Origin of the sequence: Flavobacterium ajazii, from assembly GCF_010614725.1 — a bacterium.
In the GTDB taxonomy this organism is placed as follows: Bacteria; Bacteroidota; Bacteroidia; order Flavobacteriales; family Flavobacteriaceae; genus Flavobacterium; species Flavobacterium ajazii.
On the sequence record NZ_JAAEHL010000008.1, the window covers coordinates 151955 to 165502 of the forward strand.

Genomic DNA, 13548 nt, shown 5'->3' on the forward strand with positions numbered 1-13548 from the left:
TTAGAAAATGATAGATGAAATTACAAGATACTCTGATGCAGATTTAGCAGAGTTCAAAGAGATAATCCAAGCAAAAATTAAAAAAGCACAAGAAGATCTTGATTTGATCAAAAGTGCCTATATGAACGATTTGAATAACGGAACTGACGATACTTCTCCAACTTTTAAAGCTTTTGAAGAAGGAAGTGAGACCATGTCTAAAGAAGCAAACTCTCAGTTAGCTATCAGACAAGAGAAATTCATTCGTGATTTAAAAAATGCTTTATTCCGTGTAGAAAATAAAACTTACGGTATCTGCAAAGTAACAGGTAAATTAATTAGCAAGGAAAGGCTTAAAATTGTCCCTCATGCTACAATGAGTATCGAAGCTAAAAACTTGCAGAAATAATATAGAAATTTCTATTTTAGATAAAAGAAACGCTCCTTGTAGGGGCGTTTTTTGATTTAATTGTTATTTTTGCCACATTAAAATTCAAAAAATGTCATTAAGAAAAGCATATCTCCTTATATTTCTAATATTATTAATTGATCAGGTTTCTAAGATCTATGTAAAAACGAACTTTATTCTCGGTGAAGAAACTCATGTTTTTAATTGGTTTAGGATACATTTTATTGAAAATGAAGGAATGGCCTGGGGAACTAAGATTCCTGGTGAATACGGAAAATTAATTTTGACGGTTTTTAGGATTTTTGCTGTTTTTGGAATAGGGTATTGGCTTTACGATTCTGTAAAAAAGAATGCTTCTTCTTATTTGGTTGTAGCTATTGCACTTATTTTGGCAGGTGCGGCAGGTAATATATTAGACTCAGTTTTCTACGGTGTTATTTTTGATGACAGTTATAATAATCTGGCAACTCCTTTTGCAGCAGAACCATACGGAACATGGTTTCATGGTTTAGTTGTGGATATGTTTTATTTTCCTATTTGGAAAGGGAATCTACCTGGTTGGATACCATTTTTCGGAGGAAAAGAATTTGAATTTTTCAATGCTATTTTTAATGTAGCCGATGTAGCGATTTCTACTGGAGTTGGGATTTTGTTAGTTTTCAACAAAAAAGCTTTTCCAAAGCACGGATAATCAATTTAAAATTTTAGAAATTCTAAATTCCGAATATCAGTTTCAATTGCGGCAGATATTCGGAATTTGGAATTTTGCTTTATTGGGTTTTAATGTTTAATGTGTTATTTTTACCATATTAAAACCAAACTTATGCAAAGTCCGTCTTTTTCTATTTATGATGCTTCTGCAGGTTCAGGAAAGACTTATACTTTGGTAAAAGAATATCTTAAAATTATTCTTTCCTCTCCAAAAAACGATGCTTATCGAAACATTCTGGCGATAACCTTTACCAATAAAGCGGTTCATGAGATGAAAAGCCGTATCGTTGGAAGTTTGTCTGAATTTGCGAAGGACTATCCTTCGGCAAAAGCTAGCGATTTAATGGAAGACTTGTCTCGTGAAACGGGGCTTTCGATAATTCAAATCAAAACAAAATCCCAAAATATTATCAAGCATCTTATTCATAATTATGCTGCTTTTGATATTTCTACTATTGATAAATTTACACATAAAGTAATCCGGGCTTTTGCGCACGATTTAAATCTTCCAATGACTTTTGAGGTTACTTTGGATACCGAAAATTTATTGATTGAAGCTGTGGATGCTATTATTGCTCAGGCTGGTCAGAATGAAACTTTGACAAAATTGCTGGTTGATTTTACGATGGAAAAAACCGACGATGATAAAAGTTGGGATGTTTCTCGTGAAATTCTTGAAACAGGCAGATTGGTTTTGAATGAAAATAACCGAAATGAAATTTTGCATTTTCATGACAAATCAATTGAAGAATTTGTTGAAATCAAAAAGAAAATGGCAGTTTTGTGCGCTGATTTAGAAAAAGAAAATGCTGATTTTGCGATAGAAGTTCTGACTTTGATTGATGAAAACGGAATTGATTTAAAATCATTTTCAAGAGGAACTTTTCCAAATCATTTAGAAAGTATTCGGGATGGTAAATTCAATCCAAGAAACAAAACTTTTCATGAGTTTGAGGATATTGCAATCAATAAAACAGCAAAAGACCGGGCTTTGATTGAAAATATTATTCCTGATTTTCTTAAAATATTAGAAAAGGTTTATAAAAATTTCGAGAAGAGAGATTTTTATAAGGCGTTTCTAAAAAATATTACCCCTCTTTCTTTGCTGAATACGGTTAGTAATGAATTGTCAAAAATTCAGTCCGAACAAAATATTTTGTCGATTTCAGAATTCAATGCCATCATTCATCGTGAAATTCAAAACCAGCCGGCGCCTTTTATTTATGAGCGTTTGGGCGAGCGTTACCGTCATTTTTTTATTGATGAATTTCAGGATACTTCAGAAATGCAGTGGCAAAATTTAATTCCTCTTATTGACAATGCACTTTCCGGACAGGATGATTTCGGTAATAAGGGAACTTTGATGATTGTTGGTGATCCGAAACAATCTATTTATCGCTGGCGTGGTGGAAAAGCAGAGCAGTTTATCGAATTAAGTAAAGATGTAAATCCGTTTAATAATCCTGATAAATTAATTAAACATTTAGATACAAATTATCGAAGTTATAGTGAAGTTATTGAGTTTAATAATGCTTTTTTTAAGCTGATTTCGAATGAATTTTTGAATGAAGATTATAAAAATTTATATGAAAATCATAGTTTCCAGAATACAAATTCTAAAAAAGGAGGGTATGTCAATATTTCTTTTCTGCCCATAATTGAAACGAATGATTTTGCCGATGAAGAAGAAATTATTGAAAAATCAGACTTGTATGTTTTGGCTACTCTCAATACGATTCAAAATGTAGTTCGTGAAGGTTTTGAGTATAAAGATATTGTAATTCTAACCCGAAAAAGAGATCAGGGAATCGTAATTGCTAATTACCTCACGGAACAAAATATTCCAATTTTATCGTCAGAAACACTGATGATTCAAAATGCAACTGAAGTGCGTCTGATTATTCATTTGCTAAAATATCTGAATAATAGTATTGATTTAGAAGCAAAAGCGAACTTTCTGCATTTTTTAGGAAATACAAAAGAAATTGAGATGTCGATTCATGATTTTATTGCGGAAGGAATGAATCAGAGGCTTGAAAATGATTTTGAACAATGGCTTTTGGCTTTCGATGTTTCGCTCTCTTTTGAAAACATCCGAAAAAAATCACTTTATGAAGCGGTAGAAATTATTATATCAAAATTTATTCTTCCTTCGGAGGGAAATGCCTATGTGCAATATTTTCTTGATATTGTTCTGGAACGAGATATGCGGAATCAGGCAGGAATAGCTGATTTTTTAACTTACTGGGATAAGAACGGAGAGAAATTCAGTATACCGTCACCGGAAGGAAAAAACGCAGTGCGGATTATGACTATTCATAAATCAAAAGGATTGGAGTTTCCTGTCGTAATTATGCCTTTTGCAGAAGAAGATTATAACAGAAAACCAAAAGACAAGTTATGGCTTGATGCAGAAGACGAAGGTTTGGGAGTTCCAAAAGCATTAGTTGATAACAGCAGTGCGGTGGAAGGTTTTGGAGAAAGCGCATCGGCTGTTTTTAATTTGAAAAAGCAAGAGGAGTTGCTGGATAATATTAATGTTTTGTATGTGGCGTTAACGCGTGCAGAAGAACAATTATATATTATTTCGCAATCATTGAAAGAAAGGAAAGATGGGGATTTTCCAAATAATATGGCTTCGTTTTTTATTAAATACTTAATTCATAGAGGTGTTTATAATTCAGAGAAATTGGAATATGAATTCGGAAACAGATTCAAGCTTTCTGCTTCTGATAAATCTTTAGATCAGGTAAAAACAATTCCGATAGTTACAGAAGTTTTAAATCCGAAAAATATAAAAATTGCCCAACGCGAAGCTTTAATGTGGGGTACACATCAGCAGGAGGCAATTTCGTACGGAAATATAATTCATGAAATTTTGGCTTTTATAAAAGACCGGTCGGATATTGATTTAGCACTTACCAAAGCAATAGAAAACGGATTGATAACTTTCAGCCAGCGGGAAGTTGTTTTGAAAACCCTGCATGAAATTGTACATCATCCGGAAATTAGTATTTGTTTTGATGGAAAAAATATGATTTTAAATGAACAGGCGATTATTCAGAAAGAGGGTAAAACATTAAAACCGGACAGAATTGTTTTGACGGACAACAAGGAGGCTTATTTACTGGATTATAAAACCGGAGCAAGAAATCCTAAATATATACAGCAAATTCACGAATATCAAAATGCAATTGAAGAATTAGGATACAAAGTGTTAAAAAGGGCTTTGGTGTATATAGGAACCGAAATTGATGTGGTAAATTTGTGATAAAATTAATCAGATGTTAAAGGATTTACGTAGCTTAATTTTTGCTAATGTATTAATTTTTAACATTTTAAAAATATAAAGATGTACGGAAAAATTAAAGAATATCTGCAAAGTGAGTTGCAGACTATTGAAGAAAACGGGATTTTTAAAAAAGAACGTATTATTACTTCAGCACAGGGTGCAGAAATCACAATTTCTACCGGAGAAACAGTTTTGAACTTTTGCGCAAATAATTATTTAGGACTTTCTTCGCATCCAGAAGTAGTTCAGGCTGCAAAAGAGGCAATGGATACTCATGGTTTCGGAATGTCGTCAGTTCGTTTCATTTGCGGAACTCAGGATATTCATAAAACATTAGAAAAAAAGATTGCAGATTTTTATGGTACCGAAGATACGATTCTTTATGCAGCAGCTTTTGATGCTAATGGAGGTGTTTTTGAACCTTTATTGGGGGAAAATGATGCTATAATTTCGGATAGTCTTAACCATGCTTCAATTATTGACGGAGTGCGTTTGTGTAAAGCTGCACGTTACCGTTATGAAAATAATAATATGGAAGATCTGGAGCAACAATTAATTAAGGCAAACAAAGCAGGAACTCGCTTTAAACTGATTGTTACTGATGGTGTTTTTTCTATGGATGGACTCGTTGCGCCGTTGGATAAAATCTGTGATTTGGCTGATAAATATGATGCCTTAGTAATGGTTGATGAATGTCATGCTGCCGGATTTATTGGTGCTACTGGAAAAGGGACACTAGAGGTAAAAGGGGTTATGGGCAGGGTTGATATTATAACCGGCACGCTGGGAAAAGCTCTGGGAGGAGCAATGGGTGGCTACACCACAGCTAAAAAAGAGATTATCGAATTATTACGCCAGCGTTCAAGACCGTATTTGTTTTCAAACTCCTTAGCGCCTGCTATTGTTGGAGCTTCGATTAAAGTCTTTGAGCTTTTGGAAAAAGATACTTCCTTAAGAGATAAGTTAGAATCGAATACCAATTATTTTAAAGTTGGAATGAAAAAAGTCGGTTTTGATATTATAGACGGAGATTCGGCCATTGTGCCAGTTATGTTGTATGATGCAAAATTATCCCAAATGATGGCTGATGAACTTTTAAAACAAGGGATATATGTAATTGGATTCTTTTATCCTGTTGTGCCTAAAGAAAAAGCAAGAATCAGGGTTCAATTGTCTGCGGCACATTCAAAAGAACATTTGGACAAGGCAATTAATGCTTTTGAAGTTGTCGGGAAAATGTTAAAAGTTATATAATTGCCATTTTATTCAATTTTTGTAGGTTTTTTTTAACATTACATTTTGTATTTAAAAAATTAGGTGTTACTTTTGTCTGTAATTAACTAAATTGTAATTAAAAAAAATAAGTATGAAACATCTTAACAAACTTTTTGTTGCTGTGTTAATGGCGATGGGTTTAAATTCCCAGGCACAAGACAGTAACAACCCATGGGCGATCTCTTTTGGGGTTAATGCCGTAGATACCAGAACAAGTTCTGGTTCAGGAAGTGGTTTTTTTGATCAACACTTTTCTCAATTATTTGCTGTAAAAGATAACTGGAATATTCTTCCTTCTTTGTCTTACATCGGAGTTAACAGATATGTAGGGCATGGTTTTTCTGTTGGCCTACAAGGATCTGTAAATAAAATTGATAAATATGTTATTTTTGATCCATCTAATGCAGATGCTGATTCAAGAGGAAATGTTGTGTACAATCCAGGTGATTTAATGTATTACGGGATTGATGCGACTATTAAATATAGCTTTCAGGAATTAATTAAATCTAAGGTGGTTGATCCTTCGTTATCTGTTGGTGGAGGTTATACTTTCTTTGGCGATAGTAGTTTTGGAACGGTAAACCCAGGTATTGGTGTGACTTTCTGGTTTACAGATGCTATTGGTCTTGAGCTTGCTTCAAGATATAAATGGGCTGTAGGTGGTGATAGAGATACAAATGGTGAGCCAGATGCTCCATCTCACTTCCAGCATACTGCAGGTTTAGTGTTTAAATTCGGAGGTAAAGATACTGACGGAGATGGAATCTATGATAAAGATGATGCTTGTCCGGATGTTGCTGGTTTGAAACAATTCAACGGATGTCCTGATACTGACGGAGACGGAATCGTTGATGCTTCTGATGCTTGTCCAGATGTATTTGGTTTAGCTGCATTAAACGGATGTCCTGATACTGACGGAGACGGAATTGCTGATAAAGATGATGCTTGTCCAGATGTTGCTGGTTTAGCTGCTTTAAAAGGATGTCCTGATACAGACGGAGACGGAATCGCTGATAAAGATGATAAATGTCCTACTGTTGCAGGTCCGAGAGAAAATGGTGGTTGTCCGTTCTTAGATGCTGACAAAGATGGTGTAGCTGATAAGGATGATGATTGTCCTACTGTAGCTGGTCCAGCTAGTAACAGAGGTTGTCCAGAAGTAACTACAGAAGCTTTAGAAGAACTTAAAGTTCAGGCAAGAGCGGTTTACTTCAACTCAGGTAAAGCTACTTTCAAAACAGGAGATAAAGAAACTCAGGCTAGATTAGATGCTATCAAACAAATCCTTGTCAACTATCCAAATGCTAAATTCAGCATTGAAGGACATACAGATAGTACAGGTTCAGCTAAAGTTAATCAAAAACTTTCTGAAGACAGAGCTGCTGCTGTTAAAAATGCTTTAATTGAAAGAGGTGTAAATCCTGAAAACTTAGAATCTAAAGGATTTGGATCTTCTCAGCCAGTTGCAAGCAATAAAACTGCTGCAGGTAAAGCTCAGAACAGAAGAACTGAAATTAGACATATTGGTTCAAAATACGAAGGTAAATTATAATTTACTTTTAAAATAAATATTAAAAAGCCATTCTTAATTGAATGGCTTTTTTTATTTTTATCAAATGATAAACACTTCTTTTTTGCAGAAAATTGCTGCTTCTGTCATTCATAATTATTCTGGCAGGTTAACGGAGCTTACGATTATATTGCCTAATAAAAGAGCAAAGGTGTTTTTGATCGAAGCGTTAAAAAAACAGACTGCTGAAACAATTCTTTGTCCCAATATTGTTTCAATTGAGGATTTTGTACAAGAAATCGCTTTTATTCGTTCTGTCGATTCGGTTGAATTGTTATTTGAATTTTATGAAGTGTATCTTTCAATCACAGAAAAACAGAATCAACAGCCGTTTGAACTCTTTGCTAATTGGGCAAAAACACTTCTTCAGGATTTTAATGAAATTGATCGTTATCTTTTAGATCCGTCTCATGTTTTGTCTTATCTGAAAGATATTGAAGATATTAAAAGATGGGGTATCGAAGTGGAGAATAAAACAAAACTTCTCGAAAATTATATTGATTTTTGGAAACTTCTGCCAAAATATTATGATGCGTTGTATCAACATCTGCTGAATAAAAGTATCGGTTATCAGGGGCTTATTTATCGAGAAGCAGTAAATAATCTTAATCATTTTTCGGATAGAAAACCCGATAAATTATTTGTTTTTGCGGGTTTCAATGCGTTAAATGCTGCGGAAGAAAAGATAGTGCAACATCTTTTAGCGTTGGATCAGGCTAAAATTTATTGGGATGCTGATCAAACTTTTTTGAATGACCCCTATCATGATGCAGGGCTTTTTTTAAGACGTTTTAAAGAAAGCTGGAAACATTATAAAATGCATCCTTTTGAATGGATTATGAATGATTTTTCTCAGTCTAAAAATATTAGTGTAATTGGTACTCCAAAAACTATTGGACAGGCAAAACTTGCAGGAAGTATTATTGAAAAAATTATTAAGGATAACCCTGTTACAGCTCTCGACAAAGTTGCAGTTGTGTTGGGGGAAGAAAATTTATTATTGCCTGTTTTGTATTCATTACCTGATGCAGTGGGGGCATTAAATATTACAATGGGTTTCTCTGGAAAAAATAATCCATCACAAATTTTAATTGCAAAATTGTTCAGAATGCATGTTAATGCACTTTCCAGAAATAATACAAGTTATGTTTTGTATTACAAAGAGGTACTTGAAATCCTGACACATCCTTTGATTCAGCCTTATGCCAGAACAAGCCAATTGGTTAAAATTATAAAAGAGAACAACTATACTTTTATTACACATTCTAAATTAAATGAACTCAATTTTAATCCTTCTGAGTTGTTTAATTTACTATTTCAAAAATGGGATAATGGGGCTTTGGCTGTTCTGGAAAATATTTCTGAACTTTTGCTTTTGATAAAAGAAAATTTTAGTAACGATAATGAAGAGGAAAAAATCGCTAAAACTTTTGTGTTCTCTGTTTTCAAAGTGATTAACAAATTGATTAGTTATTACTCCAGATATAATCATATCGATGATATACAGACATTGTATGCAATCTATAAACAGGTTATTGATGTTGCAGAAGTGTCATTTGAAGGAGAGCCTTTGAACGGATTGCAGATTATGGGTGTTCTGGAAAGTCGTGTTTTGGATTTTGATACAGTGATTGTTACGTCAATGAACGAAGGAAAGTTTCCGGCTGGGAAATCTCAAAATTCTTTCATTCCGTATGATGTGAAAAGAGAGCTTGGCTTGCCGACTTTTAAGGAAAAAGATGCTATTTATACCTATCATTTTTATCATCTTTTGCAAAGAGCAAAGAATGTTTATTTGATCTATAATACTGAAAATGATGGATTAGACGCTGGGGAACGCAGTCGTTTTATCACGCAACTGGAAGTAGAGAAGCAGTCAAATCATAATTTAACCTTTGATATTTATAATCCGGTTTTGCCTGCTACTGCTTATCAGCCGATGGTAATTCCAAAATCTAAAGCTGTTATGGACAGGCTGAGAGAAATTGCCTTGTTGGGTTTTTCTCCTTCGGCATTGACTAGTTATATTCGGAATCCAATCGATTTTTATTTTCAAAAAATTCTTAGAATTCGCGAGGTTGAAGAAGTTGAAGAAAACATTGCTTTAAATACCTTAGGGACGATTATTCATGAAACATTAAAAGTGCTTTATGAACCTTTTATAGGAAGATTTATTTCGGAAACAGATCTTTTAAATTGTTTTAAATTGTTAGATGATGAGGTTCTCAAACAATTCAAATTGGTTTATAAGGAAGGCGAAATTAAAAAAGGACGAAATTTACTGGCTTTTGAAGTGGCGAAACGAAATGTTTCTAATTTTTTGAAAATGGAATTGGAAGAGGTTCGTAATGGTGATGCAGTTAAAATTATAGCTTTAGAGAAAACATTTGAAAGGTTTTTAGAACATCCGGATTTGCCTTTTTCGGTTTTAATTAAAGGAAATGTTGATAGAATAGAGTTACGTAATGGCAAGGTAAGAATCATCGATTATAAGACCGGTAAAGTAGAAAAAACGAATGTGGTTCTGAAGTCCTGGAAAGGATTGACTCAAGAGATTAAAAACGATAAAATTATTCAGGTTCTGGCTTATGCTTTCATGTTTGAAAAGGAGGCTGGAGATTTGCCTATTGAAGCTGGAATTATTTCTTTTAAAAATTTAAAATCGGGTTTCATGCCATTTGGTTTTAAAGAAGATAAGGATTTGTGCACTACGATCAGTAATGATGTTCTGAAAAGTTATCTGGAAGAAATCGTTTTGCTTCTGACTGAGATTTTTAATCAGAATATCTCTTTTAAAGAAAAGATAAACTAATTTTGATGTAATAATATATTAGACAAAGAGCTTCGATTATACATGATCGAAGCTCTTTGTTTTTTACGAAATATATTTTTGAAAGGTTCTCTTTTGGTTTCTGAATATATTATTTATAGGCTTGTTTTTTAAAACGAAATCTTCTTAATTTTTATAAGTCAAATGAGTTAAAGATTATTTGTTTAACGGTTTTCATATTGCAATTTTCCTAAAATTTGGAAAAACTTCTTTACTAACCGGAATATTTATAATTTCTACATTAAATTTTATTAAAAAAATACTTCATTTTTTAAACAGATTCATTTTTTCAGTAAATTTTTTTTATACATCTTATTTTAAAAATCAATAAAAATTAAGGGATAAATAAAAGTTAATCAATGAGTTATAATAAGACCTGTTTTTAACATATGTTTATAGGTGGGTTTCTGTTAAAAAAAATAACTTTGGCACTTCTAAAAATGATTATTTAACAAGTTATTTTTACCCAAAAGGATTAGCTGAATATTAAGGTTGGAAAGGCCTATTAGGTGTTTAGTATGTAGATCAGAAAAAGGATTAATTTAGCATTGACAAGAATAGTTTTGTCATAATTTAAGAAGATATAATTTTAAAGTTATAATAATTTTTGCCCCCAATTAATGAGGAAAAGGCTGTTTCATTTATTTTGAACAGCCTTTTTTGATTTTATTAATTGCTGAAAAATTCCAGGAGCATGGTTTTCAGTTCTTCTTTGTTTTCAATGTGGCTCATGTGGCCATCTTCGAATGAAACAAGTTCAACTATTGTATTTTCAATCTGAGAAAGACTCTCTTCGTAACTTAATACAGGATCCTTTTTGCCTAAAATCAGTAATACCGGAAATAATTGTTTTTGTAGTAAATACTGTCTGTCTTTTCTGGCTTTCATTCCTTCCAAAGAAGCAATAATTCCCTGTAATGGTGTTTTTAAAGCCTCGGTTTTTACTTTTTCAATTTCGTCAGCGAGACGAATTCTGTTATTTTCACTGAATAAATTGGCAATCGCCAAACTAACAAAGTTGATATAGTTTTGTTTTACTGCTTTAATCGCACGTGTTCTGTTTAGTTTTTTCTCGGCACTGTCTTCTTTTGAAGTTGAATTAAGTAAAACCAGTTTTTGTAGTTTTTCAGGGAATAATTCGGCGAAAGCCAGAGCAATATAACCACCCATAGAATGTCCAAGAATTGTGGCTTTTTTAATTTTTAAATGTTCTAAAACTTCATTGACAACTTTAGCATTGTCTTCCATTTCGTGAACATAGCCCAGGGAGTCAGATTCACCGTGACCTAATAAATCAATCGTGATTACACGATAAGTTTCAGAGAACAAAGAAACATAATCTTTCCACATTTTTTTGTTTTCGAGAAAGCCATGAAGTAAGACAATTGCAGTTCCGTTTCCGGTATCGGAATAGGATATTTTGGTGTTTTTGTATAGGATTTGATTCAAAACGGAAATTTATAGCAAAAATAAGCTATTTTATGAGCCACATGAAATATATGATAAAATTTAAACGTGAGGTGTTTTTTGATTCTCTCAGGGATGCATAAGCTCTTTTCATTTGTGTTTTTACGGTGTTTACAGAGATATTACAGTTTTCTGCAATTTCTGCATAACTAAGTCCTTCAACAACATGAAGCATAAAAATTTCTCTTCTGGACTGAGGAATCTTTTCGATTAAAGTCTGAATTCCGGATTTTTTATCTTCTGTATTTTCAAAAACAATTTGTTCTTCAGATTTTGGAAGTACTATTTTGTTATTCTGCAAGCTGATTGTTTTGTTTTTTTCTAAGTGTTGGAGGCTTAAATTTTTTACTGCTTTTGTACCGTAAGCTTTAAATGAAATACTAAAGGTTGGAGCTTCTTCTTTTTCCCATAGATAAATAAAAAAATCCTGAACAATATCTTTTGCGACATCTTTATCCTTGACTATGTTGAAAGATACTAAAGAAAAAAAGACAAAATGTTCTTTGTATAAGGTTTCAAATATTTTTAAATCTTTATGGTTCAGCATCTAAAAATAAAGTTTATTCTTTTTGTAATGGATTACACGGTGTCAAAAGTAGAATAAAAAGTTAGTTTTTTTTTGTAATGTGTAAAAAAAATCAAAATTTATTGATTAGTTGTCACCCTAAAAAACTTTTTTTCTAACATAGATAAATAACCATTCATAATGAAACAATGAATCCAGACCCAAAATTGATTAATATTCTAAAGGAAATAGCAGGTAAAGGAGATCTTGATACTTCTAAAATGGCATTGCTGTCTCAGGAAGAGCAGGAACTGATAAAAGATCTTCAGCGTAATGGCTTGCTTGAAGAAGCATTGGCATATGTAGAATCCATGGATACCGATAAAAGCTGGGAAGAATTAAAAGAGAAAATAAATGGAAATGAAAAGCCAGTTGTAATTAACTGGAGAAGTATTTTTCAATATGCAGCAATTTTTCTCTGTCTGTTAGGTTTGGTTTATGTTTTTCAATACAAAACGGGTAAACAGACTGAGATAAAAGTTCCTTCCGATGCCATTCAATTGGTTTTAGAAAATGGCGATATCCAGATATTGAGTCCTAATGGAGAGCAGCAGATAATTAAGAAAAACGGAGAAGTAGTTGCTTCTCAAAAAAATAATGAAATTAATTATCGTTCGTCTAATTCACTAAATAAATTGGTTTATAACGAAATTAAAATTCCTTACGGAAAAACCTTCAGAGTAATGTTATCGGATGGTACAATGGTAAATATGAATGCAGGTTCTTCTTTAAAATACCCAGTTCAGTTTATTAAAGGACATAATAGGGAGGTTGTGTTAGATGGAGAAGCTTTTTTTGATGTTGCAAAAGATAAATCACATCCATTTATTGTAAAAACAAGGGGTGTTGCTATAAAGGTCTTGGGGACAAAGTTTAATGTGAGCTCTTACAAAGAAGACATGGATATTAATACAGTTTTGGTAGAAGGTTCAGTTAGTTTGTTCGCTATTGCTGATGCAAATAGAAAAGCAATGCTGGCTCCGGGTGAAAAAGGATCCTGGAATAGTAAAAACACTGAGATAGCGGTAGAAGAGGTAGATACCCGTTTTTATACGGAATGGATAAATGGGGAAATTGTTTTCAGAAAAACTGCTTTTAGGGATATTATAATAAAATTAGAACGAACCTACAACGTCACTATTGAAAACAACAGAAAAGATATTTTAGATAAAAAATTCAATGCCAGTTTTAATAAAAACATTGAAAGTATAGAAAAGGTATTAGAAACAATGAGCAAAATTCAGGGCTTTACTTATCAAAAAGAAGGAAGGCTTATAAAAATAAACTAACTATTTATTAACCAATTAAAAAACTTTATATGAAGTGAGGATGTAATTTTTTTAAGAAATACAAAAAAGAAATCGGAAAATAGTACCAGTATTTCCCGATTTAGTAATGTGTTTTTAAACGACGTATCGAGATTAAATCATTTAAAATCAATCCAAAATTA

9 protein-coding genes are annotated in these 13548 nt (G+C 32.6%); 7 read left to right on the top strand and 2 right to left on the bottom strand.

Going from position 1 to position 13548, the window contains the following annotated elements:
* The first annotated feature begins 7 nt into the window (after positions 1-7).
* The 6 genes from GWR14_RS15525 to GWR14_RS15550 all read left to right on the top strand — a co-directional run bounded on the left by GWR14_RS15525 (position 8) and on the right by GWR14_RS15550 (position 10048).
* On the top strand, positions 8-388 hold the full coding sequence (locus tag GWR14_RS15525) for a TraR/DksA family transcriptional regulator (protein ID WP_163409993.1): 381 nt from the start codon (positions 8-10) through the stop codon (positions 386-388).
* A gap of 91 nt (positions 389-479) precedes the next feature.
* A complete protein-coding gene (locus GWR14_RS15530; protein ID WP_163409994.1) occupies positions 480-1079 on the top strand; it encodes a lipoprotein signal peptidase in 600 nt (199 codons plus the stop codon).
* 132 nt (positions 1080-1211) lie between these two features.
* Positions 1212-4370, top strand: coding sequence for a UvrD-helicase domain-containing protein (locus GWR14_RS15535; RefSeq protein WP_163409995.1), 3159 nt, complete (start codon positions 1212-1214; stop codon positions 4368-4370).
* 81 nt (positions 4371-4451) lie between these two features.
* Positions 4452-5645, top strand: coding sequence for a glycine C-acetyltransferase (kbl, locus tag GWR14_RS15540; RefSeq protein ID WP_163409996.1), 1194 nt, complete (start codon positions 4452-4454; stop codon positions 5643-5645).
* A gap of 112 nt (positions 5646-5757) precedes the next feature.
* Positions 5758-7218 (top strand): OmpA family protein, encoded by a 1461-nt coding sequence (locus GWR14_RS15545; protein ID WP_163409997.1) that lies wholly within the window; start codon positions 5758-5760, stop codon positions 7216-7218.
* A gap of 64 nt (positions 7219-7282) precedes the next feature.
* Positions 7283-10048, top strand: coding sequence for a PD-(D/E)XK nuclease family protein (locus GWR14_RS15550; protein ID WP_163409998.1), 2766 nt, complete (start codon positions 7283-7285; stop codon positions 10046-10048).
* Between the two features lie 687 nt (positions 10049-10735).
* Here the strand turns inward: GWR14_RS15550 and GWR14_RS15555 are convergent.
* The gene (locus tag GWR14_RS15555; protein WP_163409999.1) at positions 10736-11515 is read right to left on the bottom strand and encodes an alpha/beta fold hydrolase; all 780 of its coding nucleotides are present in this window, start codon (positions 11513-11515) and stop codon (positions 10736-10738) included.
* Positions 11516-11540: 25 nt separating this feature from the next.
* The gene (locus GWR14_RS15560; protein WP_163410000.1) at positions 11541-12080 is read right to left on the bottom strand and encodes a sigma-70 family RNA polymerase sigma factor; all 540 of its coding nucleotides are present in this window, start codon (positions 12078-12080) and stop codon (positions 11541-11543) included.
* Positions 12081-12247: 167 nt separating this feature from the next.
* Between GWR14_RS15560 and GWR14_RS15565 the strand changes: the two genes are divergently transcribed.
* The gene (locus tag GWR14_RS15565) at positions 12248-13387 is read left to right on the top strand and encodes a FecR family protein (protein ID WP_163410001.1); all 1140 of its coding nucleotides are present in this window, start codon (positions 12248-12250) and stop codon (positions 13385-13387) included.
* Positions 13388-13548: the final 161 nt, after the last annotated feature.

Excerpts from the sequence above, each read along its gene's own strand:
- GWR14_RS15525 (WP_163409993.1), top strand. The coding sequence starts at position 8 with ATGATAGATGAAATTACAAGATACTCTGATGCAGATTTAGCAGAGTTC.
- GWR14_RS15530 (WP_163409994.1), top strand. The coding sequence starts at position 480 with ATGTCATTAAGAAAAGCATATCTCCTTATATTTCTAATATTATTAATT.
- GWR14_RS15535 (WP_163409995.1), top strand. The coding sequence starts at position 1,212 with ATGCAAAGTCCGTCTTTTTCTATTTATGATGCTTCTGCAGGTTCAGGA.
- kbl (WP_163409996.1), top strand. The coding sequence starts at position 4,452 with ATGTACGGAAAAATTAAAGAATATCTGCAAAGTGAGTTGCAGACTATT.
- GWR14_RS15545 (WP_163409997.1), top strand. The coding sequence starts at position 5,758 with ATGAAACATCTTAACAAACTTTTTGTTGCTGTGTTAATGGCGATGGGT.
- GWR14_RS15550 (WP_163409998.1), top strand. The coding sequence starts at position 7,283 with ATGATAAACACTTCTTTTTTGCAGAAAATTGCTGCTTCTGTCATTCAT.
- GWR14_RS15560 (WP_163410000.1), bottom strand. The coding sequence starts at position 12,080 with ATGCTGAACCATAAAGATTTAAAAATATTTGAAACCTTATACAAAGAA.
- GWR14_RS15565 (WP_163410001.1), top strand. The coding sequence starts at position 12,248 with ATGAATCCAGACCCAAAATTGATTAATATTCTAAAGGAAATAGCAGGT.